Consider the following 24864-nt stretch of genomic DNA (forward strand, 5'->3'; position numbering starts at 1 on the left):
TTCCTTACCCCTTTTATATATGAATTTTCAAACCTTTTTCAGCTAATTTCGTGTCACCGGTAAAAATCGATTTCGCTTCATTTTTCAATTGCTCTAAATCTCCTTTTTGTGGCAAGTGGCTTAACAGCAACATTTTAACGCCCGCTTCTTGCGCAACTTTCCCCGCTTCAACGCTCGCCATATGCACCTTGGACTTTCCAGCCATATCCTTAAAGAAATTTGTATCGGTAATAAGCAAATCAGCACCCTTAGTAAATGGAATAAATGCCTCCTGGTACGCGCTGTCAGCCGTATAAACTAACGCCTTACCATTTGCTTCAATCCGCATCGCATAGCACGGAACAGGATGAATGGTTTTTAAAAACCGAATTTGAAAAGGTCCAATTGTAAGCTCTTCATTTGCCCGGTATTCATGTGCTTTTGAAACACCATTCATATCTAAATACGAATAACCTCGTGCATCTTCTTTATGCGCATAAATTGGCAAAACAGGTGGTCGATCTTCCGAACTTGAAAGTAAACGAATATGTTGTAAAATACCCACATCTGCAACATGGTCTGGATGATAATGTGAAATGATAACCGCATCCAAATCGTTTGGATGCATGTAATTTTGCATAATTGAAACGGCACTAGCTCCGACGTCAATTAATAGATGAAAGTCACCTTCTGTTAGCAAATAACTACTTGTCCCGTCATTTGCAAGCGGATACCCACCCCAGTGACCAAAAACAGTAAGTTCCATATGTTTTTCACCCTCTCCTCAACTTAATTCCATGATACAACACTTCGTTTTTAAACCAAAGTGATAGGCCTCTATATAAATAAGCCGCAAGAATTACTTGCGGCTTATTTTCATTCGAAATATTTACTTTTAAGTTCTGGAGTTAATTTCTGTGTGTTAGTTAGTTCGCCAACTGCGACAAAACGTTTTGTAGTTTCAGTCGGCTTATCGCACGTGATAAGTGTAATACGGTTATCACCTGCATCATCTAGTACACCAACATTTGTTTCATCAATGATTTTAGTTGATGTGATTTTATATTCATAAAGTGAGTTTAAATCTGTTAAATAAACTTTAGCGCCTTCTTTAACATCCATAAGCGGACCAAAGAGCATCGACTCATTACGCATATGATGACCTGCAAGTGGATAATTGCCCTTACCCATTTCTTGATCTGGGAGCATCGTTGTCGCACCAGCAAGCAAATTAGCAGTATTTGTACCTTTTAATACCATAAGTTGAATATCTACAGACGGAATGGCAATGGAGCCAATCACGGCGTCTTTATCATAGTTCGCCGCGCCTTCAATCACATTTTTCATCGAAGGAAGTTGCACACTATCATAATCAAATGTAGCCTCTTTTTTATTATTATCGTCTAAAGTTTGAGCTGAATAATTCGTAATGTTGTCATGCCCACTTAAATATTTCACAATACCACTTTTTATAAACGGGGAAAAAATAAGTAATAGACCGACAACTAAAATGATAATCGCTATAATTTTCTTTGCCATAATCTTCCTCCTTTGCTTTTCTATTATATAGCAGCCCCTGCGTCACATCAAATTAAAATTCAATGAAAACCGTTATTTTTTGAGATTTCTTTAACTTTTCCCGAAACATATGGATTTCCACCCACAATAAATCTTAGGGGAAAATGCTTCGCCAACTTTTTATTAGGGAGGCCAATTCTTTCGGTCGCAACAATTTGAACCGGCTCTTTACCTTCTTCAAGCCAGATATTACTGTCAAAAAGCGTTTTACCATAGTCCTGCATCGAAAAAGCCATCGCCTGTGTCAATTTGCCAGGTCCGTTCGAAAGATCAAAACCTACTTTACCACCGCGATTTAGTTCCATTTCAGCTAGAGGACTAAGCGGCGCAACAGCGCGAATTAATACAGCTTCTGGGATACCCGCTTCCATCGTAATGAAATTTAGTAAAACTTGGCGATGCATTTGATACGTGTAAATCGCACCCGCTCGCCGAAACATGACTTCCGTGCGATTTGTGCGCCGTTTCTGATAGCTATGAGCCGCCTGGTCGGTTTCGCCTAAATAAGCTTCGGTTTCAACGATTAAGCTTTCATACTTCACGCCACACGTATCATGTACGAGTTTGGTCCCTAATAAGTCCCGCGCCACTTCAATTGTAGTCTTTCTTTCAAAAAAATTTTCTGCTAGTTTCAATGATTTCCCTCTTTTTCCTCTATAATAACTGATGCGGAATACTTTTTTCCAGTCATCCATCTCAAGACCCATGTGTTATGTTTTCCCTTTTGTTAAAATTATGTTAAGATTATGTTGGTGCAGGCTTTGTATTTTATATGCGAAACCCTGCTTTTTTTCATCAAAATCTAAAAAATGCTAGATAGTAAATAGAGTGTAGGAGAGGTGTACTATGAAGGATGGGAAAGGAAAAATCCTTACTTTTCTAAGTAAAAATTATGGATTTTTTATTCTAGCCGTCGTTCTGTTTTGGCTAAAATCAGTCATTGCCTATGAAACGCAATTTAACCTTGGTATTGAAAATGCAATGCAACAATTCTTATTAATTATTAATCCGCTTAGTACGGCTGTGTTCTTTATGGGGCTCGCACTATTTGCAAAAGGTAGACGTTCTTTTATTTGGATTATCGTAATCGATTTCCTTTTAACTTTTATTCTTTTTGCAAACATGGTGTACTACCGTTTCTTCTCGGACTTTATTACGCTTCCAAATTTAAATCCGAAGCAAATGCAAAATATGGGTGACATGGGGGGAAGTATTCTCGCCTTAATAAATTGGACGGATATTTTATTCTTCGTCGATGTGCTCTTTTTAATTGCTTTGCTTGTTTTTGGTATCGTACGTCCAAATAAAGAAGCGCGAATTCGTGCGCGAAAAGTAGTCGGTGTTCTAACGCTTGGTGTTGCGATGTTCTTCGCCAATCTTGGTTTAGCCGAAATTGATCGCCCGCAGCTTTTAACAAGAACATTTGACCGTAATTATATTGTGAAATACCTAGGAATGACCAATTACCAAATCTACGACGCTGTGAAAAGCACTGAATCTCAAACGCAAAAAGCGCTTGCTGATTCAAGTGATGTCAATGAAGTACTTAATTATACGAAATCAAAATATGCGGCACCAAACATGGAATATTTTGGGAAAGCAAAAGGTAAGAATGTTATTTACATCCATTTAGAAAGTTTCCAACAATTTCTAATCAACTACAAATTAAATGGTGAAGAAGTAACGCCGTTTATTAACTCCTTCTTTAAGGATGAAAACACACTTAGCTTTACAAATTTCTTCCATCAAACGGGGCAAGGTAAAACGGCTGACGCCGAAATGATGCTTGAGAATTCCCTTTACGGCTTATCTCAAGGGTCCGCCTTTACAACAAAAGGTTCAAATACGTTCCAATCTGCTCCAGGGATTTTAGCAAACTATGGTTATGATTCAGCTGTATTCCACGGAAATTATAAGAGCTTCTGGAATCGCGATGAAGTTTACAAGCACTTTGGTTACAATCATTTCTTTGATGCAAGTTACTATGATATGAACGAAAATGATGTTTCGAACTACGGGTTGAAAGATAAACCATTCTTTAAAGAGTCAGAGCCATATATCGAGACGCTTAAACAACCGTTTTATGCGAAATTTATTACTTTAACAAATCACTTCCCTTATCCAATTAATGAAGATGAGGCAAGTATTGCACCTGCTACAACGGGGGATTCATCGGTTGATACTTACTTCCAAACAGCTCGCTACTTAGACGAATCGGTGAAATCATTTGTCACATACCTAAAAGAAACAGGGCTATACGATAATTCTGTCATTGTAATGTACGGTGACCATTATGGAATTTCTGACAACCATGCTTCTGCCATGACTCAAATTTTAGGAAAAGATTACAACGCTTATGAAAATGCCCAAGCTCAGCGCGTGCCGTTTATGGTTCACGTTCCTGGCGTAAAAGGTGGCATTCAAACACAGTACGGTGGTGAAATTGATGTACTCCCTACGATGCTTCACTTATTAGGGATTGATACAAAAAATTACCTACAAATGGGAACAGACCTTCTTTCGAAAGATCATAAAGAACTCGTACCATTTAGAAATGGTGATTTTATTAGCCCAACCTACTCTTTAATTGGTGGAAAATATTATAACCAAGCAACTGGTGAACCAATTGAAACAGAAACAAAAGAAATGGAAGCAACGAAAGAAACCGTTTCTAAAGAACTACAGCTTTCCGATTCTGTTTTACAAGGCGATTTGCTAAGGTTCTATACACCAGAAGGCTTCAAAAAAGTTGACCCATCAAAATACAACTATAATAAAAAGAAACAAGACAGCGACGAAACGTCTGAAACAACGAAATAAAATGAAAACCACCTTTTAAAGAAGGTGGTTTTCATTTTATTAGTAAAGCAAAATACCTGTTAAACAAATGCATAACCAAAGTATTTCACCTATTTTATTTAGCAAACCTTACATAAATTTTCCTTCCATTCCCCTACTATCTTTGCTATTCTATTAAAGTACTTACTAGAAAGGGAGATTTGGAATGAAACTTTTACGAAATTATGCTTTTACCCTATGTCTTTTACTTGGGATTGTTTTAGGCGGACTTTTTGGGATTATTTTTGGAGATAAAACGGCAGTTGTAAAGCCGATTGGAGATATCTTTTTAAACTTGATGTTTGTTGTCATTGTTCCGCTTGTTTTTCTTAGCGTCTCATCAGCTATCGCAAATATGAAGCAAATGGCACGTCTTGGAAAAATTATCGGTACGATATTCGCAGTGTTTTTTACAACAGCCGCTATTGCTGGAATTATTGCATTTATTGGGATTTCAATTTATAACCCATTACATAATGTGGATTTGTCGGCAATAACAGCAAATTTGCCAAAAGCCCCTACTGAGGAAGGAAAAGGACTTGCGGAAATTTTGGTTACAACTTTCACTGTTCCTGATTTCCTTGAACTATTTACAAAGTCCAATTTGCTCCCACTTATCATCTTCTCGGTTCTATTTGGCCTTGCTACTTCCATGTCCGGGGAGAAAGGACAGCCCGTTGCTGCACTCTTAAATTCAGCAACCGAAGTTATTCTAAAGGTCGTACAGTTTATTATGTACGGTGCACCAGTTGGTCTTGGCTGTTATTTTGCTGTTACTGTTGGCGCATTAGGTCCACAAATTATTAACGGCTATCTTGGTATCTTCTTCCTCTATCTCGTCCTAGCCGTAATCTACTTCTTCGGCATGAACACACTGTATGCTTTTATTTCTTCTGGGAAAACTGGCGTAAAAGTTTTCTGGAAACATGTCACAACGCCAGCCATTACGGCAATCGCAACATCTTCAAGTGCTGCCTGTATTCCTGTTAATCTTGTTGCGACTAAAAAAATGGGTGTTCCAGATGACATTGCTGAAACGGTCATTCCACTCGGGGCAAACACCCATAAAGATGGTTCTGTTATGGGCGGTATCATGAAAATTGTGTTTCTCTTCACCCTGTTTGGAAAAGATATGACGAGTGTTTCAAGTATTTTAGCAATCCTCGCTGTAGCCTTTTTAGTTGGTGCTGTCATGGGTGCCATTCCAAGTGGCGGAATGACTGGCGAACTTTTAATCATCTCCATTTTTGGGTTTTCACCTGAACTTGTCGCAACCATCATGATTATTAGTACAATCATTGACATTCCTGCAACATTGCTCAATTCAACTGGTAATACAGTATGCGCCATGCTCGTATCGCGTTTTGTAGAAGGAAAGAATTGGCTAAAACGTAAAGTTAGTTTTTGATACTAAAATTTAAGTACTATTTTTTGAGCAGTTTTCTGGAACTGCTCTTTTTTTCGTTCTATAATAATATTGTAAGCGTTATCAAATTAGGAGGGATTTAAAGTGAGATTAAAAGACAAAGTTGCAATCATTACAGGTGCCGCTGGTGGACAAGGGAAAGAAGAAGCCCTGCTGTTTGCGAAAGAAGGGGCTTTCGTAATAGCGACAGATATGCAAGAAGAAGTTTTAAACAAAACTGGCGAAGAATTAAAAGCTATACAGCCAAAATGCGAAGTTTTAAAACATAATGTTGCACTTGATGAGGACTGGGAAAGAGTAATTCAACTTGCTTTAGATAAATTCGGACGTGTTGATATTTTAGTGAATAATGCTGGCATAAGTACGGAATTAAACTTGGTTAATACAAGCATCCCGCAGTGGGATAAAGTTATCGATGTTAACTTAAAAGGGACATTTTTAGGTATGCGCCATGTTATTCCTCTTATGGAAAATCAGGGTGGTGGCTCTATTATTAACATTTCTTCCATCGCTGGTTTGACAGGTGGTTCAGGAGCGAGTGCTTATACAGCATCAAAAGGTGCTGTTAGATTGCTTACAAAAGCTGTAGCCGTTGATTATGCCAAACAAAATATTCGTTGTAATTCAGTGCATCCTGGCTATATTGAAACACCGATGACGAAAAAACTATTTGAAGATGAAGCGACTAAAGGCTGGTTTGAATCACTCACACCACTTCCTCGTCTCGGTCAATCACGCGATATTGCATACGGTGTTCTGTATCTTGCAAGCGATGAATCTAGTTTCGTCACTGGAATTGAATTACCTGTTGACGGAGGATATTACGCGCAGTAAAGTAGGAAGAATGGAAGCTGGCAAAATTGCCAGCTTTTTTTATTTAAAAAGAGCTTCTTTCTTAAAAGAGTTTGTGCTAAAATGAATATTTGTAAACAGCTTAAAGTTAATGGAGGTGCGTCTAGTGAGCAACAAAAATCTTTCCTTCCATCGTAAAAGTCCGGAAGAGTTGCTAGCACAGATTGAAAAATTAAAGCGTGGTAAGTTGAAAATTTATATTGGATCGGCGCCTGGTGTCGGGAAAACGTACCGAATGTTAACGGAAGCGCATGAACTGGAAAAAGAAGGTATTGATGTGGTTATTGGACTTGTGGAAACACACGGCCGGAAAGAAACTGCCGCATTAATTGATGGGCTCGAACAACTTCCTTTAAAAGAAATTCCATATAAAAATAATACGTATTTTGATTTAGATGTTGAGGCGATTATTGCTCGAAATCCGGAGGTCGTCATCATTGATGAGCTGGCGCACTCGAATATTCCTGGCTCAACGAACGAAAAGCGTTATCAGGACATTCAAAAAATATTAGAGCACCGAATTAATGTGATTTCAGCCGTCAACATTCAGCATTTGGAAAGCTTACGTGATGTTGTCCAAGATATTACTGGGGTCGTTGTACGCGAACGAATTCCAGACTTTTTATTAGAAGTAGCTGATGAAGTGATTTTAATTGATGTGACAGCGGAAACTTTGCAAAAGCGGCTGAAAGAAGGCAAAATTTATGCGCCTGAAAAGATTGAGCAATCCCTTGAAAATTTCTTCACAACGAAAAACTTGTCTGCCCTTCGCGAAATCGCGCTTCGAGAAGTGGCCGATGATGTGGACGATAAAACGGATAAAAAAGCGGCACGCCTCCGGGCAGCGATGATGAACGAAAAGATTCTTGTCTGTATTAAAAATGATGCCAACGCTGAAAAATTGATTCGCCGTGGCTTCCGCATTGCAGACCGTTTACGGAGTGAGCTATATATTTTAGCTGCCATTTCAAAAGAGCTTGATGAGCTCCCTGAAAAAATTCAACAAGAGTACGTTATGTGGCAAAATTTAGCGAAACAATTTAACGCCCATTTCTTGGTGGAACCCATTAAAGAGCGTAAAATTGCGCAAGTGATTACAGATGTGGCAAACAAAAATAACATTACGCAAATTATACTAGGTCAATCTATTAAAACAAGGGTGGAAGAAGTCACAAAAGGTTCCATAGTCAATTCCATCATGCGCAAAACTGATGGTGTAGATATTCATATTGTGGCAAATTCACGAAAAAATTGATCAAGAAAAGGCAAATTCACGGCAGACTCGCCTAACATGAGTTTGCCGTGTTTCCTTTTTTTTAGCGAATCATATGGTGCGTATTCACGTAAGAGTCAATTATTTTTGCATTCTTATTGTTGCAAGGCTGGCAATTCATTTTTGCTTAGTCTATTCAAGTAAGGCACTAGCATAATAACGCCAGCTATAAAAGCAATTCCTTCCGTCACTGTCATTGACCAAATCAATCCATCTAGTCCGTAAAAATAGTGGAGTAGTAAAACGACTGGGATAAAAAAAGTTCCTTGAATTGTTGACATGACGCCAGTTTGAATACCACAGCCAGATGCTTGGAAAATTCCAGTAAATAAACCAGAAAAACCGTTAAATACTGAAGAAATTAATTGTGCTGCCAAAACGGTCAAACCAACTTGTATGACAAGTGGATCACTGGTGAATATACTTAATATAGGTATGCGGAATAAGTAAACTACAAAAGCAAAGAGGATGGAAATCCCTCCAATCCATAAAGAAACTTCCTTCAACGCTTCTTTTAACCGCTTTGTATTCTTTGCGGAGAAGGCGTAGGCAAATAAAGGCATTACGCCTAAGAATAGGCCCATTGTCAAAAATTCAGGTAATTGGGTGATTCGAACGGCTATGCCAAAGCTAGCAACAACATTATCCCCATATTCAACGGAAAAATTGTTCAACAATAAAGTCGTAACAATCATAAAGGCGGATTTAAACAACTCCGAAACACCAATTTTGTAGACTTCTAATTGATTTTTAACTGAAAGTTTCAAATGTTTTAAGAAGCCTTTTAAAGACTCACTTTTGTTTTCTAAGAACCAAACATAATAAATGGTTGAGGCAAGATTGGCAACAACTACCGAGATGCCTGCTCCAATCATATGAAGATTAAAGACTAAAATCAATAACGCATCTAAAACAATATTGACAGCAACACTAATGAACATGCCATACATGGATTCTTTTGACGCTCCTTCTGAACGTACCAATTGTTCCAAAGCGAAATTTAAAATAAAAGCAAAACTGCCTGCAAATAGGATTGTTGCATATTGTTTTGTATAAAGTAGTGTTTGACCGTCTGCACCAAGTAAATGGACAAATGGATTCATAAAAATAATCGCAATAATTCCGATAATCAAGCCAACTATAATGCTCATGTAAAAAGAATACCCGGCCACTTTCCGACCTGTTTCCTTATCACCACTCCCTAACAAACGTGAAATAAAGCTTCCTCCACCAACTCCAAACATATTTCCAACAGCCATCAAGATGATTGTAATTGGTAACGCTAAAGTAACTGCGGACATCATATTTGTATCACGTAGCAAACCAATAAAGTAAGCATTAATCAAATTGTAAAGCGTTGTTGCTGAAATTCCCACCATCATTGGAATTGATAAGTGAGCGATAGACTTACGAATCGGACTTTCCTTTAAATAGTAAATATTTGATTCATTGACTTCAAATTCTTCCATGATAATTCCTTCTTTTCGTTAGATTTATAATTGTTAGTTTTCTAACTATCAAGTTGCAAGCAGGGACTGACTGCTTGTTAATTAAAGGCTACGGTCAATTTTTCTTAAAAGTGCTGTCAGTTGCTGAACTTCTTCTTCACTTAGAGCATGGATTAGTTCTTTCTCCGCCTCATAAAAGGCTGCATTCGTTTCAGCCACCAAGGACTTACCTTTAGGAAGAGCATAAATATTTTTTTGCCGCTCATTGTCTATAGGGATACGTCGTTCAATATAGCCTTTCTTCTCTAACCCTTGCAACATGCTCGTGATACTTGCACCGCGACGTTGAAATACTTCTGCCAAATCTTTTTGGATTAATCCTTTCTCTTCATTTTGCGCGATATAAGAAATCATTCGACCTTGCTGTGAACTAACGCCCATTTCTTTAACGCGCTGTTCCATCGATTCACGGGATTTATGCATGATTGAGCGCAATAAATTTGAAACAACCATTTGATCCAAAAAAAATTCCTCCTCAACTAAATAATTAGATGTCTAACTGTTCGAGATAAATATACACGCTTAAAACGAGAATGTCAACTATAAAATTCCATTTCTAACAATTAGGTTTCTAATAATAAAATAGGAATTATATATTAAAAAACGAAACTCATTTTGCTTGAATGAGTTTCGCTTTCCAATAAACTTTCAGATATCATGTAGTACAAATGGGGTTACTTGACAAGTCCTTGCATCATATAGCGAACGGTGAAATTAATTTCGGCTTCATCGTCCCAAGTAGCATCTGGCATAACGATGAAGCGAGTGAGGATAAATCCGACAATATTTGTGATAAGCGCACGCATGATGGTGCTGTTTGGCATGTCAGCAAGTTCTCCTTTTTCCTTATAGAAGTCAATAAGTGCATCAAAATGCTCTTTTACATGTGTCATGAAAATCTCAGAAAACTGTGTCCGCAACTCATCATGGTACATGAGCTCCATAAAATAAATTTTGATTACTTTTCCGTTATCTTTTGCAAACTCAAAACGGTTTTTGATAATAGCTTTTAGGAAAGTTTCAAAATCGGCATACTCTTTTTGGAACACTTCTTCGGCAAAATCTTGCGCTAAAAACGGGACGACACCTTCAATTAAAGTTGGCATTGTAATCGCCATTAGCAAATCTTTTTTTGTTTTATAGTGCCGGAAAATCGTGCCTTCTGCGACCCCAGCGCGTTTTGCGATTTCACTCGTACTTGTTGCAGAAAACCCTTTTTCGGCAAAAAGCTCAATTGCGGCTTTGACAATATTTTTTTGCTTCTCGCTCATTCGCTTATCTTTTTCGGTGACATCCAAAATCTGGCGTAAAAGATCAATTGGTTGTTTCTCCAAATTTATTCACTCCTATACTTTTCGGTATTTCTTTAGTGCAAAGATGTTAAGAATTAAAAATGCTGCTACGAATAGAAGGAGGATGTAGAAATCACCAGCAAAACTACTGAAACCTTCCCCTTTAATCATAATGCTTTGTAACGCCTGTGCACCGTAATACATTGGCATAATGTGTGCAATCCATTGCAACCAGTCAGCCATTCCTTCAAGCGGGAAAATTCCACAGAAAAGGATTTGCGGCACAATCACAATCGGAATAAATTGGATAATCTGAAATTCATTATTCGCAAAAGTTGAAAGTAACATGCCAAGTGCAAGTGACGCCATGGCAAGTGTTAAAGTGATAAGTAAAACATACCAAATGGAGCCATTTTGAATCATATCGAGTACTTGAACAGAATAAACAGCTACTAAGACGGATTGAAGAAGTGCAAAAATCCCAAAGCCAATCATATACCCAAGTTCAATTTCAAAACGTTTAATTGGTGTGGCCATAAGACGTTCAAGTGTGCCAGTTGTGCGTTCACGTAGAAATGAAATACCAGCAATTAAGAAGACGAAGAAAAATACAAAGAAGCCAATGAAAATGGGACCAATTGTATCAAAAAACGTTGTATCCTTATCTCCGTACACATAATGCGCTGTTACTTGAATATCCGCACCATTTGTTGGCATCGTAATGAAATTTCCTTCAATGTCTACGCCACTTGCTTGCAGTTGTTTGGAAATATTTTCAATTTGTTTAGCAGCATCTTTCATGGCTGTTTCTTGTTCTTTTAATAGGGCCCCTTGCATTTTCATCGCAATTTGTTTACTTTTTGTAGGATCACTATTTTCATAAGTGATAGTCAATTTATTGCCTGACAAATCGATGAAGGCATCTAAATCATCTTGTTCAATTTTTTCCTTAGGACTCGCATTATTGGCATATTTTTTTACATCCAAATCATTTTTTTCCAGTTGAGTCACTATATTTTCTGTCATACCGTGAACACCAATTTTAGGTTCCACAGAGTCGCTATCAAATAAGAAATTGAGAAGCGTAATAAGGAGAAGAGGTGCAATAAACATGAGTGCAAGCGTGCGTTTATCACGTTTAAATTGGTTGGCAATTCGTTTTACAATCGCTAAAACTCTCATTTTGTCACCCTCCCAAATTTTAAGAATGCATCTTCCAACTTGCCACTTTCCGTCTTGCTTGCAAGCTCCTCTGGTGTGCCTTCTGCTATAATTCGTCCAGCCCGTACCATCGCAAGGCGGTCACATTTCTCCGCTTCATCCATCACATGTGTCGTGACAAGAATGCACTTCCCAGCATTTTTCAGCTCATTTAGCTCGTCCCAAATCGATTTCCGAAGTTCTGGATCAATTCCAACAGTAGGTTCATCTAAAATCAACACATCAGGATCAGCAAGCACCGCAATTGCAAGCGAAAGCCGGCGCTTCATTCCACCAGAGAACGCACTTACTTTTTTGTTTAAATCATCGGTCAAGTTCACAAGCTTAGCCGCATATGCAATCCTTTCACGTTTTACTGCCCCTTTAAGCAAATAAAGCGATGCGAAAAAATCTAAGTTTTCCCTTGCCGTTAAATCAACATATAAAGCGTCTGATTGTGCCATATAGCCAATTTGATTCATAACGCTAAGTGTTGGCATTTTTGCATGCAATACGTGCACTTCCCCGCTATTTGCACGTTCCATTCCAACAATAGCTTTTACAAGCGTCGTTTTACCAGCACCTGAGGGGCCAATTAGACCATAAATTTCGCCCTTACTTACGTTCATCGTCACATCAAATAAAATCTGTTTATTATGAAACTGGATATTCAAATTTTCCGTTGCAATAACCGCTTCCATATCACATTCCCCACTTTACATTTTAATGAGTGATTACTCACTTACAATATACATCTTTTTTGTTTGAATGTAAAGGAATAACCGCCTAGAATTTCTAAGCGGTTATTTGCGTAAGTACACATCTGAAATTAGGTGATTATCCCCTTTATGCAAAATCAAATCAGCACGGTACTTTGTTTTTTCGATATTTTCTTTTAAGTTCAAGCCATTTATCGTGTCCCAAATTTCTAGTGCATAGTTTTCCGCAACTTGCTCACTAATTTTGGTGTACTGATGAAAATAAGAGCTCGTATCTTGAAATGCTGTTTCACGAAGCATGAAAAAGCGCTCTAAATACCAGCGTTTAATACTTTCTTCCGCAGCATCCATGTAGATAGCGAAATCAAAAAAATCACGCGGAAAAAAGGTTGAAGTCGCATCCGTTTGCAACACATTAATCCCTTCGACAATGACAATATCTGGATTTCGCAAAGTACGCGTATCTTCCAAAACATCATAGGTCAAGTGCGAATAAAGTGGCACTTCAACATTCTTTTTGTTTGTTTTCAAATCCATCAAAAAATCAATAAAACGATTTTTATCATAACTTTCAGGGAACCCCTTCTTATTCATAATGCCACGTCGCTCAAGCTCTGCATTTGGAAACAAAAAGCCATCTGTCGTCACAAGCTCCACTTCACGCGTTTTTGAAAACCAGCGATCAAGCATAAGCTTCAGCACACGTGCTGTTGTACTTTTACCAACTGCAACCGATCCAGCAAGCGCAATAATGAAAGGAGGTCGTTCCTCTTTCTTTTTTAAGTATTCCATTTTTTCACCGTGAATAAAAATCGCTTCGTGGTACTGAATTGCAATCAGTTTTATAAGCGGCAAATAAATTTCCGATATATCTAGAAGAGAAATTCGGTCATTCAAACCACGGATTTCCTCTAGTTCATCTGAAGTTAAAATTTGATCTTTACTTACTTCAAGCTCCTGCCAATCAGCACGCGGAAAATGATAGTAGTGACGATAATCATTCATTGTTAAGTCCATCCTTTTATCGATTCGTGAAAACGTAAACAGTTCACAAAAATAAGCATACCCCAATCATGTTAAATCCGCAACCAATAATTAATATTTTCGGTAGACGTATACATCTTTTGGCTTATCAATTTTCGTATAGCGATCCACCTCAAGTGCTGGAATATTCATTTTAAACGGCGCATAATAATCCTGCGTAATTTCACCAGACACCCTTACCCAAGTATCATTCGGTAATTCTTCTGTTCCCTGAGGCATTTTCGCAAGCATCCCAAAAACACCAGAATCTGCCACACAATGAATAATCCCAAAACGGAATAGGAAAACATTGTCCGATTTTGTAACAGGGTCATTATAAACAAAACCAGTGAATTCAATTTTCTTCCCCGTAAACTCACCTGGATAGTTATATAAAATTTCCATTGTCATTAAATAGTTTTCGTCTGTCACTTGGATTGGATTTTGATTGACTATCGCTGCCTTTTCTTTTTCCATCATTTTTTCATAATCGGTTTTTCCAAAATAGCCGCTTGTATCAGGTCGTAAAAATTGGTTTGCGGCATACGGGTCGTCACCCGCTGCATTATTTTTCGGAAAGTGAAAACCTTTCGCGGAAACAATCGTTGAATCAAGCGTGGCAACAGGAAAGAGAAAGCCTACCATTAGCGGATAAATCAGCAAACTATAAACAAAGATTTTTTTCCAAAGTGTGTTTTCGCCTTCATGTGTGTGCCCTAAATGATTGTGGCTACCTTCGTCTTCGTCGCGAAATACCATAATAAGCTGAATTGTGGCGAGTAAAAAGGACGCAATCATGGCGGAAAAAGAGAGGTAGGAGTACTTCATATTAATATATTTACTAATATCGCCAGAAATGTGCAGAAACATCATGTAAAAACCAAAACCGAATAATATAAATGCGCGTAACATCGAACTCCTCCTTTTCTAAATTATAAGGGCGTAAATGAACACCACTATCGTGACGGTAGTGACAAGAAATAAAACAAATTTTGCTTTAAATGACACCATCATCATCATGAGATTTTTAATGTCGAGCATTGGACCAAATACGAGAAAAGCGACAATCGACTGTGTAGAAAAGATACTGCGGAAAGAGGCGCCTATAAAGGCATCTGCTTCGGAACAGAGTGACAAAACAAAAGCTAACACCATCATAAGTAAAATCGATAAAACAGGACCATGTCCAATTTGCATGAGTGTAGAGGTTTTAATATATGTTTGCATGGCGGCGGCTATGAATGCTCCGAATACCAAATATTTGCCCACTGAAAAAAATTCATCAACAGAGTGTTGGGCAGTATGCCATAATTTTTGACCAAATTTCATGTCCGCATGCTGATGGTGGTCGTGGTGTTGGTTGTCATCATGATGGTGATGGTCGTTGTGACCCTCTCCTTCTATTGCGACATTTTCTGTGCCACTAGCAAATTGCGTAATGGTAGTTTCACTTCCAGCTAGCTCAAGTGATGTCATTTGGACAGTCTCAACTTGTTCTTTCGGTTCAAATAAAATTTTCTCTTTCAACCCTTCACCTTTATAGAAAAAGGCAATTAAATTCCCTACGACCATCGCTACAACAAGACTTCCTATAACACGTAAAAGAGGGATTTCAAATGAACTTCCAAAGGCAACATATGTTGAGAAAAGCACGACTGGATTAATAATTGGAGCGGTCAACATAAAAGCGATTCCCGCATGAAGGGGTACTCCTTTTTTTAATAAATTACGAACGATGGGCACAATTCCGCATTCACAAGATGGGAAGAGAACGCCAATACATGAGCCAACAACGACCGCAAGAAAGCGGTTTTTAGGAATGACACGTGCGATAAATTGTTCGGAGATAAACATTTGAATGAACCCAGCGATGAAAACGCCGATTAAGACGAATGGGAGTGCTTCTATTAAAATGGAAATAAAAATCGTATTCATTTGTAAAAATGAACTTGGTAAATTGCTAAACAAATTTATGCCTTCTTCCTGTTTCAAATCTTTGTTTATTCTATTCCTATCAGACACATAAATCAAGTTAAAAAAGCACACCTTTCAAAATTGGAAGGTGTGCTTAATCTCTTTACTTCGTTTTGCTCACTTTTTTTAAAAATAATCCGAGAAGTAGGCGGTTTCAAGCGGAATGAGTTGTTCAAGCTGAGCAATAGTAGCTTGAGTTGCCTTTATCCGACCAATTTTGGCTAGGTAGCTCGGGCGTTTGTAGCTAAATAACATGGTGGTCAGTGTTCCAATGTCAATTTTCACTTCAGGGCCGATTGCTTCTTGGGTAATACGTTTCTCACCATTTGCAAATGAAATACCGAAAGGTCCCAAGTTCCAATCTAACAGCGGATCCTCTACCACAAAATGGAAGGCACGCTCGTTTTCTTGATGTCGAAATGGGTATTTTTCTAAGAAGCCCAGAACGTCCACAATACGCGCCATGTAATATGGCTGAATCGTTTCGACAATCTCGCTATCTTCGAGTAGGTAAGCGATTGGCTCGTTCGTATATGTTCGCCCCTTAACATCGGTCACCATTGAAAAATGCGCACTAATAAAATTCCAAAGGCCAGAACGCGCCTCTTCAGTTAAATAAATCATTTCTTTTAGATGGAAAATATCGTCCGCAATCCAGTAGAAGACAAAGCCCAGAGGTGTGTGGTTCGCATCGTAATAAACACCCGCTGTAAGTTCATCTTTTTCCCAGCGAAAATATTCTTCCCAAGATAACTCCCCGCGAATCATTGCTGCGTGGTGCGTGCGGGCAAAGCGGTCGTATGTCATTTTTATATCTGGATGATGAACATCAGTACGCTCCACCATGCCAGAAACTTGAACAAGGCTTGGGAGCTGCGTATCTTTAATGGAAAAAGTCATCATATCAGATATGATTTCCCAACCTTTTCGGCGGTAATAAGGAATCGAATAAGGAAATAAATAGGACACAGTTTGCTTACGGTCACGCATATCTTTTAAGCTTTGCCGCATAAGTTGATGCATCAAGCCAAAATTCGCATACTCAGGATATGTGCCAACACCCGTTAAGCCGCCCATCTCATAAATTTCACCGTGAATATTCACAAGAAGCGGATAAACCGCAAGTTGTGAAACTAGTTTATCCTGATCAAACCAACCTAAAACATCAGCTTGTTTTAAAACGGGACGTTTCGCCTGCTCGATTTCGTCCTCCTCGTATCCTACTTCTTGCAAGTCTTGGTTCGTCACTTGAAACACATAGCGCAAAAGTTCATTAAACTGCACTAAATGCTCCATCTCAACTTTCTTCATTTTCAATCTATCATGAACATCATTTTGCAATGTAGTCATACCTCGCTTTAACTTGAATTAAGTTCACTTTATCATAAACACCTCGATAATTCACTTTTCAAGTTGCCGCAAAATTCTACTATTTTCTAAATACGCCTCGTTTAGCTGTTCTTTTTCCACTGCACTTATTTTTGGGTCGGAAAGCTTCGCGGCGATTTCTGTCAGCCTTAACTGGACAATCAGTTTATCTTCCGCAACCGTTTCTTTAGAATTTTCTTCTTCCGCCAAAATATCCGTCATCGCTTTTGGAATCCATTTCATCTGTCCGTCTTGAATACGAATCACCTGTTCAGATACGTTACGCACAAAAGCCCCATCATGCGAGACGAATAAAACGGCACCGTCAAAACCACGTATCATGCCCTCGAGCGCTTCCATCGCATCAATATCCAAATAATTTGTCGGTTCATCCAAAATGAGCAAATTGGCGTCACTAAGTAAAATCATAGAGAGGTACAACTTGACGCGTTCGCCGCCAGATAAAATGGTGACTTTTTTATTTAAATCGGCTTGTGTGAAATGCATGCTACCTAAAACGTCCATCGCAAGCTGCTTATCATGGGCATTCACACGATTTACGTTTTCAATAAGCGTATCTTGAAGTTTAAGTCCAGCTAGTTCTTGGTCGAAGTAGGCGATTCGAACTTCCTTTGTCCGCCGTAAAAAATCACTCTCGTTTAAAATTGCCCGCAAAAAGCTCGTTTTCCCACTAGCATTTTTTCCAACAAGTGCCACTTTATCTCCTATTTTTATTGAAAAAGCTTCCGTTTGAAAAAGCTTCTTCGTAGGAACTGCGACTTCTCCTTTTGAGATTTGTAGCAGTGTCGTGCCTTTTTTCAGTCTACGTGTTTCAGGTAGTGTAATTTTAACGGGCTTAAATTGAAATGGTTTGTCGACGTGTTCCAGTCTCTCCAGCCGTTTTTCAGTCGCCTTAATCGTCTTATGCTGGCTTTTTTGCTGGACGCCCTTAAACATCTTACCGTATGCCACTTCTTTTCGTGTCAGCCCTTTTTTAAACAGCTTCTCCTGTTTGGCATCCATGCTACCAGCCATGTCTTTCCGATATGAAATCGCTGCCTCCAGCCGTTTTTTCTCCGCCATATTTTCCGTATACGCTTTTTGCTGAGTTTCCTGTTCTTGCGCTTTTTGCTTACGATATGCCGCATAATTCCCTTTATACCTTGTAACGGTTTCCCCTTCAAGTTCCCAAATTTCCGAACAAATTGCGTCTAAAAAATCTCGGTCATGTGAAATGACAAAAATTGTTCCAGTAAATTTCTTAAAATCGCGTTTTAAATGCGCCGCACTGTCCGCATCTAAATTCGAAGTTGGTTCATCAGCAAACAAAATCTCTGGTCTTTGTCGCAACACTTCCTGAATCAATTTCCGCGTTTTTTCTCCGCCACTAAGTCGCTCATCTTGCGGATTAATTTGACGAATGTAACCTGTCGTACCATTACGCAAAACTTGCCCCGCATCCATTTCAGTTTCACCAGCTAAAATTTCAAGTAGTGTCGTCTTCCCTGTCCCGTTCCGTCCAACAATACCAATTTTATCGCCATGCTTTGCCGTCAAATGTTGAATTTCAAATAGTGTTCTAGCACCAATATCTTTTTTCAAATCTTTCACTTCTAATGTAAACATAAAAAAACCTCCTATCCACTTTCCGGATGAGGAGTACACAAAATAAACTTACGTCACAACGATGTTAACAAGCGAAATGAGCATACGTATCCTGTCCGAAAAAAATGGTTTTACATTCATTTTTTCATATAAAACAGGATTATAATTTCATTGGCTTAAAAATAACACCCCTTTAATTTAATACATTAAGTATATAGACATTCTACTTTTTTTGCAAGCCCTACTTGCTAAATATATCGAATCGTGATATATTTAAGACATCAAATATATCGAGGTGTGATATAATGCTGAATGATCGTTTAAAAAAAGCATATCTTCCCATGACAGAAACCGCTTTTTATATATTATTTTCTTTAAGCCATGCTATGCACGGTTATGCCATCATTCAACATGTTGAAGATTTGACAAAAGGTCGCATTAAATTAGGACCTGGAACTTTATACGGCAGTCTTTCTAAAATGAAAAAAGATGGCTTAATTGAGCCTGTAGAAGAAATAAGCAATCGGAAAATTTATCAAATTACCCCGCTCGGTCTCGAGCTTTTAACACTCGAAAAAAAGCGTATTACAGAGCTTTACGAAAATATTTGGAGGGAACAAATATGAAAACTAGAAAACGCACCATCAAATTTTTTACTGTAGCTAATTTTGAAAAAGAAGAACGCTATTTAGAAAAAATGACTGCTTCTGGATGGCACTTTGAAAAATATCGTTTCCCTTTTTATTATTTTAAACGCGATGAACCAAAAAAAGTCACTTATCACATTGACTTTAAAGAAGACTTAGATAATTTACCAGAATATTTAAGTATTCACCGTGATGCTGGCTTTCAAAATGTTTTTCAGTATCCTATTTTACAAGGCACATGGATGTATTTTAGGCATGAAACGGCTCCAAACGAAGCGAAAGCTAAACTGTATACGGATTCGGCATCACTCATTGACCTTTGCAAAAGAATTCGGACAAGATGGACAGTTTTTGGGCTATGCATTATTCCATTTACTTTTATTCCGACCTTTACAATATCCACGTATTGGATAATGATGCCAATTCTACTCATCGTTCTTTATGGCAATATCTTTATCACCCTTACAAGAAAAATGGCAGCACTTCGCTAATTTTGTTTATTCGTAGAAACTAGATGAAGGCTAAAACTTAGAAATTTTTAAAAATCGAAAAAAGGCGATAAACAAAGAATTTCCTAACTTTGTCTATCGCCTAAATTATTGGGCGTTCATATTACTCGTTTTCTGTAATTGGTAGCTTAATTTCTTCTTTCTTAGCATGCGGGGTTTCCTTTTTAAAGGCTAAGAAATAACAAAGGCTTACAAAAATGGCGCCACCAACAACGTTTCCGAGATATACAGGAATGATATTTAAAATGAAATCCGTCCATGTGTAATGCCCTGCGAAAATCGCTGCTGGAATGATGAACATATTCGCCACAACGTGCTGGAATCCAATGGCCACAAATGCCATGACAGGAAACCAAATGGCGAAAATTTTACCAGCAAAATCTTTTGCCCCGTAAGATAACCAAACGGCAATTCCAACAAACCAGTTACAACCAATGCCCGAAACGAAAGCCACCCAAAATGGCGCTTCAATCTTCGCCCCCGCTGTTGCAACAGTTTTTTCTAAAAAGTCCCCTTCTGTAAGGCCGACAAAATGACCGAAAAAGTAAGCAACAAATAAGGCGCCGACTAAATTCATCACCGTGACAATAGCCAAATTACGCAGCAGCATTGCGGTCGTTATTTTTTTATCAAAAAAAGCAAGCGGAACCGCCATCATATTCCCCGTAATCAACTCGCCACCACCGAGTAAAATGCAAACTAAACCAACTGGAAATACACTTGCCCCAATAAACGTAGCAAAACTTCCCCACTCATGTGGCATCGTGCCAACAACGCGAACATAAAGCAAATACCCAAGCGAAATAAAAGCACCGCCTAGAAATCCTAAAATAACTAAGCTTAACGTACTTGATTGCGCTTTTTGAATCCCCTTTTCAATTGTCACATCAGTAATTTCTTTTGGACTGTAATAGGACAAACTTAATCACTTCTTCCTTTTTGTTAATTCATTCACAAAAAATGCGACTTCATTATAGCACACTTCGGCAATTCCTTCTAGCTATTTCCAAATAAAAACGCAGGAAAATTTCCTGCGTCAATCCATCATTTTACGAACAACGGGAATGCGGATTTCAAATTCACTTTCTCCGTTAATATCTTGTTCTAAATCAAAAATTTCAATTTTAAATGGTAGTGGGTCAAAAACAGGAAAATCGGCCGTCATGTAGGGTTCATAATTGCGATTTTCGATTTCTAACGCAACTTCTTGATAAGTTGCCTCAACATCTGTTTTTCCCTCGTGTTTTCCAACAAAGTAAGTGTGTGCTGGGATTTCTAGCCATTCAAGTTCATCTGGCAAGTGTTTGGGCTTGTGGTCAGCTAAAACCGCTGAATAATGCGTCAAGCCTTCCTCAATGTTGTGAATGGAAATTCCGTAAAGCTCTCTAAACTCGCCTCCTAGAAGCGATTTCATTTTTTGAATAACCTCATGTATGTTTCCCTTGCGAGCCTCAGAAAACGTTCCCTGCCAAGCTAAACCAACTAAAAAGAGATCTTCATGTTCTTCTAACCGTGCGGATTGTAAAGACATTTCACTCACTCCTCTGCTGCTTTATAGCTAAAAGGATAACACAAAATGACAGAAGTTGCACATTAAAGGATGACACCAATTAAAATTGAAATCAAAATGATAGAAAGGAGTAAAATCCAAGCGAGAGGTCGCCCCACATTAATCGTCCAGCCGATTCCAAATCTTTTCTCAACAAAGAGCGAAGGATCTTTTTTGTTTAAATAAAAGATACCGAGTTTCCAGTACTTGTCGTCGTCCCGAATGGGCTTATCTGTATTTCCCCGCCCCCCAATTTTCAGCCTCGAGCCGCCTTGACCGACAAAAAAGGCTAGTAGGAAAATGATAACTAAAATGAGTAACACGAAAACAAGTGTAATCGTCGTCATCACTTTTGCATTTAACCCAGTTAGAAATGTCAATTGAATCCCAAAAAGCATTAAAACCATTAAAATGCACATGACAAGCATGGCTTTACTAAAAATTGCGCGCGCAAGCTGATTACGCCTAACCGAATCACTTGGATTGTCATTATCTAGCACCTGTTTGCTGCGTGACATGATAAAATTGATTCCCATAAAGATACCAATCATGAAAAGCTGCATCACGATAAGTAGCGATACATTTCGAATGGTTTTTGGCATTTCATCTGTCACATTTCCATTGAAATCATAATGACTTGGTATCACATCTGGAGCTGAGGTGTAAAACACGATGGTCATCGCAAGTGTGATGAGTGTAATCAAAAATGGAATTAAAAACCATGCATATGAAATAATCATTTTATTCCGGTGAAAAGCCGTATCCACTAAAATAACACTCGATTCGCTAATTTCCCCACTCTTCACTTTTTTTGCCTTCCAAGCAACTGTTTGCCTGTGGTATTTCACGTAAAGCACAAATGCAATAATTAAAATTAAAAACATCGATGCTGTAAATAAAAATCCTTGCGCCCTCTCATTACCTGAAAAAGCCGCCATTAAAGCAAAGCTAAGCATCACGACAAAAATACCGTACAATACAACTTTAAAAGCATATTGCTTTTTCATTTGCTTTAGTTCAGGCTCCTGATTCGCACGAACCCCAACACTTACACCAAAACATTCCGTTCGGTGCACAATAAAAGGGGTAACGGCTTCAAGTAAAATAATAAGTAACGATATTGCAATGAAGATAATGGCCTCCATTTCTATTCTCCTTTCATCTCGGTGTATAAAGCAGTAACCAATTTCGTTATTTCATCAAGTGGCATTTTGCGCGCAGCCGCTTCCGCAATTACCGGCCGAATGTCACGCTTCAACTTTTCAAAATAAGCTTGATCAGCTTGATATGCGCCATCAGGATGAATGACAACCCCTTTTTGTCTATGAATTAAAATAAAGCCTTCCTGCTTCAATATTTGATACGCTTTATTCACGGTATGAAAATTAATGCCTATATCAGCACCTAAACTCCTAACAGAAGGCAGGTCGTCCCCTGGCTTTAATTCCTGCTTTGCAATCCCTTCAATAATTTGATTGACAATTTGCATGTAAATGGGTTCTTCTGCTTGCAAGTTAATCTGTAAGAGCATACTTCCTCCTCCTTACTGTTATATATATAATATAACAGTTCTCCTAGAAGGTCAATTTATACATGGCTATTTCATGCTGATAATGGTACACTATAAAAAAAGAATTTTTAGAAAGGGGCTCCAAATGAAAGGTTCACGCTTTAGAGAAAGCAAGCTATTCTTTTGGACAATCGAAGTTTTAGCGGTTGTCGCAATTGTTTTCTTACTACTTCAAATGAAATATATCTTCTCGCCAATTGGGGTTATTATTTCAACTTTATTTTTACCAATATTAGTTTCAGGGTTTTTATTTTATATGTTTAACCCACTCGTGCTTTTTTTAGAAAAAAGAAAAGTGCCGCGCCTGCTTAGCGTTATTTTAATCTTTATCGCATTTATTGCGGTAGTTACACTTGCAGTCGTTCAAATTGGTCCCGTGCTCGCTAATCAAATTAGTGAACTTGCGAAAGCAATTCCAGGTTACTGGGCCGATTTTGAAAAATGGCTTGGTGGCATTACAAAAAATCCACCACTAAATGATTTTGATATAAAAGGCGAACTTGAAAAAGCAAATATTTCGGTTCCTCAAATTTTAAATAGCGTCCTAAACGGTGTAACAGCAGGAATTGGTGCCATCGCAAGTTTCCTTACAAGTTTTGTCATGATTCTTGTTACAGTCCCGTTCATCTTACTTTACATGTTTAAAGATGGTCATCGTTTTATGGATTCTGTTGAAAAATTTTTCCCGAAAGTAATTCGTCCAGATGCAAAAAAAATTATCCAAGAAATGAATAAAACATTATCCTCTTACATAAGTTCACAAGCTTTGGATTGTTTATTTGTAGGTATCTTTACATTTATCGGCTATTTAATTATCGGGCAGCCTTATGGTTTACTATTCGCCTTAATTGCTGGTGTGACGAATATCATTCCATATTTAGGGCCTGTCATTGGGGCAGCACCAGCTGTTATTGTGGCACTCTTCACTTCGCCATTTCAGGCGCTACTTGTTATTATTGTAGTTGTCATTGTTCAACAAATTGATGGTAATGTCTTACAGCCGCTCATTATGGGACGTTCGCTTAAAATCCATCCTTTAACCATTATTATTATTTTACTTGTTGCCGGTAATTTAGCCGGCCTACTTGGAATGGTTCTAGGTGTCCCACTTTACGCTGTAGTGAAAACAGTCATTATAAACATTGTTAAGCTCATCCAACTAAGGCGTAGTGACAAGAACTCCTCGCCTCCTGATGGCAAGAGCGCACCAGATGCTGAACAGGCAAACTAAATCCACGAAAAAGGCTGAGACAGAGGTCTCAGCCTTTTTTCTCATGATTCAGCTTGAAAATGAGAGATGTCATTCAATCGTTCCACTTTAAATAAACCATTTTCGTATACTAAAACCGTCACGCTTGCATTGTCTAAAATAAAGCTTTCTGTAATGGACGGTTCAAGTTCGTGGACAATATTACGAATAGTATTTCCGTGGGCCACAATTAGGACGTTTCCACCTGTATCACGGTGCTGGTTGATGACGTGAAGGAAACCTTTTTCTACGCGTGTCCAAAAAGTCATGAAGTCTTCGGCATCGCCAGTTGGGTCTGCTTTTTTTGTGTCATTCATCATTGTTCTAACATCGACTTTTGAAAAGAAGTCTTCCTGTGAATCGTAGCCGCTCAATCGAGCGATTTCGCTCCACGCTACACTCCCTTTTTCTCCCTCAAAAGAACCGAAGAAAGTTTCACGAAATTCGCTGCGAGGTTCTAGTTTCAGCCCAAAACCATGTTTATTCTCATGAAGCAATATTTCAGCAGTTGAGATGGTGCGGTGTAAGTCGCTGGAGTAGGCAGCAACAAATTCAGTATCCGCAAGTCCTCGCCCGCTTTGGCGTACAATTTCAATGCCTTCTGGTGTAAGCGGGGTGTCCGCCCAACCTTGCATACGTAAATTTTTGTTCAAATAGGTTTGACCATGTCTAACGAAATAAAGTGCAAGTTTTTTTGTCATGATA

General features: G+C 38.4%; 25 protein-coding genes. 7 read left to right on the top strand and 18 right to left on the bottom strand.

Annotation, left to right across the window (positions count from 1 at the left end; genetic code table 11):
- Nucleotides 1-13 precede the first annotated feature (13 nt).
- The 3 genes from R8923_RS05535 to R8923_RS05545 form a co-directional block, all read right to left on the bottom strand.
- On the bottom strand, nt 14-745 hold the full coding sequence (locus tag R8923_RS05535; protein WP_485871768.1) for an MBL fold metallo-hydrolase: 732 nt from the start codon (nt 743-745) through the stop codon (nt 14-16).
- 110 nt (nt 746-855) lie between these two features.
- Nucleotides 856-1518, bottom strand: coding sequence for a class A sortase (locus R8923_RS05540; RefSeq protein ID WP_485871769.1), 663 nt, complete (start codon nt 1516-1518; stop codon nt 856-858).
- 59 nt (nt 1519-1577) lie between these two features.
- Complete coding sequence (locus R8923_RS05545) at nt 1578-2192, bottom strand: DNA-3-methyladenine glycosylase (RefSeq protein ID WP_485871770.1); 615 nt, start codon at nt 2190-2192, stop codon at nt 1578-1580.
- Between the two features lie 211 nt (nt 2193-2403).
- Here R8923_RS05545 and ltaS point away from each other — a divergent pair, with 211 nt between their 5' ends.
- From ltaS to kdpDN, 4 genes are all read left to right on the top strand, one after another.
- Nucleotides 2404-4377, top strand: coding sequence for a lipoteichoic acid synthase (gene ltaS, locus R8923_RS05550; RefSeq protein ID WP_485871771.1), 1974 nt, complete (start codon nt 2404-2406; stop codon nt 4375-4377).
- A gap of 184 nt (nt 4378-4561) precedes the next feature.
- A complete protein-coding gene (locus R8923_RS05555; RefSeq protein WP_485871772.1) occupies nt 4562-5803 on the top strand; it encodes a dicarboxylate/amino acid:cation symporter in 1242 nt (413 codons plus the stop codon).
- Nucleotides 5804-5905: 102 nt separating this feature from the next.
- Complete coding sequence (locus R8923_RS05560; protein WP_485871773.1) at nt 5906-6655, top strand: SDR family NAD(P)-dependent oxidoreductase; 750 nt, start codon at nt 5906-5908, stop codon at nt 6653-6655.
- 124 nt (nt 6656-6779) lie between these two features.
- Nucleotides 6780-7928, top strand: coding sequence for a KdpD-like non-kinase potassium sensor (kdpDN, locus tag R8923_RS05565; protein ID WP_485871774.1), 1149 nt, complete (start codon nt 6780-6782; stop codon nt 7926-7928).
- A gap of 113 nt (nt 7929-8041) precedes the next feature.
- Here kdpDN and R8923_RS05570 read toward each other — a convergent pair whose 3' ends face one another.
- The 10 genes from R8923_RS05570 to abc-f form a co-directional block, all read right to left on the bottom strand.
- Complete coding sequence (locus R8923_RS05570) at nt 8042-9415, bottom strand: MATE family efflux transporter (RefSeq protein WP_485871775.1); 1374 nt, start codon at nt 9413-9415, stop codon at nt 8042-8044.
- Nucleotides 9416-9496: 81 nt separating this feature from the next.
- The gene (locus R8923_RS05575) at nt 9497-9907 is read right to left on the bottom strand and encodes a MarR family winged helix-turn-helix transcriptional regulator (RefSeq protein ID WP_485871967.1); all 411 of its coding nucleotides are present in this window, start codon (nt 9905-9907) and stop codon (nt 9497-9499) included.
- 221 nt (nt 9908-10128) lie between these two features.
- Entirely contained in the window at nt 10129-10725 is a 597-nt protein-coding gene (locus tag R8923_RS05580) for a TetR/AcrR family transcriptional regulator (protein ID WP_485871968.1), read from the bottom strand.
- 75 nt (nt 10726-10800) lie between these two features.
- Nucleotides 10801-11928 carry an ABC transporter permease gene (locus R8923_RS05585; RefSeq protein ID WP_485871776.1) on the bottom strand — a complete coding sequence of 376 codons (1128 nt, stop codon included), beginning with the start codon at nt 11926-11928 and terminating at the stop codon, nt 10801-10803.
- The gene (locus R8923_RS05590) at nt 11925-12647 is read right to left on the bottom strand and encodes an ABC transporter ATP-binding protein (protein ID WP_485871777.1); all 723 of its coding nucleotides are present in this window, start codon (nt 12645-12647) and stop codon (nt 11925-11927) included. The genes R8923_RS05585 and R8923_RS05590 overlap by 4 nt, the downstream gene beginning before the upstream one ends.
- A 102-nt stretch (nt 12648-12749) precedes the next feature.
- Nucleotides 12750-13670, bottom strand: coding sequence for a type I pantothenate kinase (gene coaA, locus R8923_RS05595; RefSeq protein ID WP_485871778.1), 921 nt, complete (start codon nt 13668-13670; stop codon nt 12750-12752).
- A gap of 90 nt (nt 13671-13760) precedes the next feature.
- A complete protein-coding gene (locus R8923_RS05600; protein ID WP_485871779.1) occupies nt 13761-14600 on the bottom strand; it encodes a TIGR03943 family putative permease subunit in 840 nt (279 codons plus the stop codon).
- Between the two features lie 15 nt (nt 14601-14615).
- Nucleotides 14616-15656: a permease gene (locus R8923_RS05605; protein WP_485871780.1), complete on the bottom strand. Its 1041-nt coding sequence runs from the start codon at nt 15654-15656 to the stop codon at nt 14616-14618.
- 132 nt (nt 15657-15788) lie between these two features.
- Nucleotides 15789-16973 carry a GNAT family N-acetyltransferase gene (locus R8923_RS05610; protein ID WP_485871969.1) on the bottom strand — a complete coding sequence of 395 codons (1185 nt, stop codon included), beginning with the start codon at nt 16971-16973 and terminating at the stop codon, nt 15789-15791.
- 90 nt (nt 16974-17063) lie between these two features.
- Complete coding sequence (abc-f, locus tag R8923_RS05615) at nt 17064-18656, bottom strand: ribosomal protection-like ABC-F family protein (protein ID WP_485871781.1); 1593 nt, start codon at nt 18654-18656, stop codon at nt 17064-17066.
- Between the two features lie 287 nt (nt 18657-18943).
- Between abc-f and R8923_RS05620 the strand changes: the two genes are divergently transcribed.
- Both R8923_RS05620 and R8923_RS05625 read left to right on the top strand, forming a co-directional pair.
- On the top strand, nt 18944-19261 hold the full coding sequence (locus R8923_RS05620) for a PadR family transcriptional regulator (RefSeq protein WP_485871970.1): 318 nt from the start codon (nt 18944-18946) through the stop codon (nt 19259-19261).
- A complete protein-coding gene (locus R8923_RS05625; protein ID WP_485871782.1) occupies nt 19258-19773 on the top strand; it encodes a DUF2812 domain-containing protein in 516 nt (171 codons plus the stop codon). The genes R8923_RS05620 and R8923_RS05625 overlap by 4 nt, the downstream gene beginning before the upstream one ends.
- Nucleotides 19774-19894: 121 nt before the next feature.
- On the opposite strand, the gene R8923_RS05630 is transcribed toward R8923_RS05625, so the two are convergent.
- From R8923_RS05630 to R8923_RS05645, 4 genes are all read right to left on the bottom strand, one after another.
- The gene (locus R8923_RS05630; protein WP_485871783.1) at nt 19895-20710 is read right to left on the bottom strand and encodes a formate/nitrite transporter family protein; all 816 of its coding nucleotides are present in this window, start codon (nt 20708-20710) and stop codon (nt 19895-19897) included.
- A gap of 117 nt (nt 20711-20827) precedes the next feature.
- Nucleotides 20828-21322, bottom strand: a complete 495-nt coding sequence (locus tag R8923_RS05635; RefSeq protein WP_485871784.1) for a GyrI-like domain-containing protein — start codon at nt 21320-21322, stop codon at nt 20828-20830.
- Nucleotides 21323-21384: 62 nt separating this feature from the next.
- Nucleotides 21385-22485 (bottom strand): DUF1648 domain-containing protein, encoded by a 1101-nt coding sequence (locus R8923_RS05640; RefSeq protein ID WP_485871785.1) that lies wholly within the window; start codon nt 22483-22485, stop codon nt 21385-21387.
- A gap of 2 nt (nt 22486-22487) precedes the next feature.
- Nucleotides 22488-22871 (bottom strand): GntR family transcriptional regulator, encoded by a 384-nt coding sequence (locus R8923_RS05645; RefSeq protein WP_485871786.1) that lies wholly within the window; start codon nt 22869-22871, stop codon nt 22488-22490.
- Between the two features lie 124 nt (nt 22872-22995).
- Between R8923_RS05645 and R8923_RS05650 the strand changes: the two genes are divergently transcribed.
- Nucleotides 22996-24141 (top strand): AI-2E family transporter, encoded by a 1146-nt coding sequence (locus R8923_RS05650; protein WP_485871787.1) that lies wholly within the window; start codon nt 22996-22998, stop codon nt 24139-24141.
- A 41-nt stretch (nt 24142-24182) separates the two neighbouring features.
- Here R8923_RS05650 and R8923_RS05655 read toward each other — a convergent pair whose 3' ends face one another.
- A complete protein-coding gene (locus R8923_RS05655; RefSeq protein WP_485871788.1) occupies nt 24183-24860 on the bottom strand; it encodes a histidine phosphatase family protein in 678 nt (225 codons plus the stop codon).
- Nucleotides 24861-24864: the final 4 nt, after the last annotated feature.

The sequence above is a fragment of the Listeria tempestatis genome (assembly GCF_963575625.1).
Taxonomy (GTDB): Bacteria; Bacillota; Bacilli; order Lactobacillales; family Listeriaceae; genus Listeria; species Listeria tempestatis.

Excerpts from the sequence above, each read along its gene's own strand:
- R8923_RS05585 (WP_485871776.1), bottom strand. The coding sequence starts at position 11,928 with ATGAGAGTTTTAGCGATTGTAAAACGAATTGCCAACCAATTTAAACGT.
- R8923_RS05635 (WP_485871784.1), bottom strand. The coding sequence starts at position 21,322 with ATGTCTTTACAATCCGCACGGTTAGAAGAACATGAAGATCTCTTTTTA.
- R8923_RS05655 (WP_485871788.1), bottom strand. The coding sequence starts at position 24,860 with ATGACAAAAAAACTTGCACTTTATTTCGTTAGACATGGTCAAACCTAT.
- R8923_RS05535 (WP_485871768.1), bottom strand. The coding sequence starts at position 745 with ATGGAACTTACTGTTTTTGGTCACTGGGGTGGGTATCCGCTTGCAAAT.
- R8923_RS05575 (WP_485871967.1), bottom strand. The coding sequence starts at position 9,907 with ATGGTTGTTTCAAATTTATTGCGCTCAATCATGCATAAATCCCGTGAA.
- R8923_RS05610 (WP_485871969.1), bottom strand. The coding sequence starts at position 16,973 with ATGAAGAAAGTTGAGATGGAGCATTTAGTGCAGTTTAATGAACTTTTG.
- R8923_RS05540 (WP_485871769.1), bottom strand. The coding sequence starts at position 1,518 with ATGGCAAAGAAAATTATAGCGATTATCATTTTAGTTGTCGGTCTATTA.
- R8923_RS05650 (WP_485871787.1), top strand. The coding sequence starts at position 22,996 with ATGAAAGGTTCACGCTTTAGAGAAAGCAAGCTATTCTTTTGGACAATC.
- coaA (WP_485871778.1), bottom strand. The coding sequence starts at position 13,670 with ATGAATGATTATCGTCACTACTATCATTTTCCGCGTGCTGATTGGCAG.
- R8923_RS05570 (WP_485871775.1), bottom strand. The coding sequence starts at position 9,415 with ATGGAAGAATTTGAAGTCAATGAATCAAATATTTACTATTTAAAGGAA.
- R8923_RS05600 (WP_485871779.1), bottom strand. The coding sequence starts at position 14,600 with ATGTTACGCGCATTTATATTATTCGGTTTTGGTTTTTACATGATGTTT.
- R8923_RS05555 (WP_485871772.1), top strand. The coding sequence starts at position 4,562 with ATGAAACTTTTACGAAATTATGCTTTTACCCTATGTCTTTTACTTGGG.
- R8923_RS05625 (WP_485871782.1), top strand. The coding sequence starts at position 19,258 with ATGAAAACTAGAAAACGCACCATCAAATTTTTTACTGTAGCTAATTTT.
- R8923_RS05645 (WP_485871786.1), bottom strand. The coding sequence starts at position 22,871 with ATGCTCTTACAGATTAACTTGCAAGCAGAAGAACCCATTTACATGCAA.
- abc-f (WP_485871781.1), bottom strand. The coding sequence starts at position 18,656 with ATGTTTACATTAGAAGTGAAAGATTTGAAAAAAGATATTGGTGCTAGA.
- R8923_RS05580 (WP_485871968.1), bottom strand. The coding sequence starts at position 10,725 with ATGAGCGAGAAGCAAAAAAATATTGTCAAAGCCGCAATTGAGCTTTTT.
- R8923_RS05590 (WP_485871777.1), bottom strand. The coding sequence starts at position 12,647 with ATGGAAGCGGTTATTGCAACGGAAAATTTGAATATCCAGTTTCATAAT.
- R8923_RS05640 (WP_485871785.1), bottom strand. The coding sequence starts at position 22,485 with ATGGAGGCCATTATCTTCATTGCAATATCGTTACTTATTATTTTACTT.
- ltaS (WP_485871771.1), top strand. The coding sequence starts at position 2,404 with ATGAAGGATGGGAAAGGAAAAATCCTTACTTTTCTAAGTAAAAATTAT.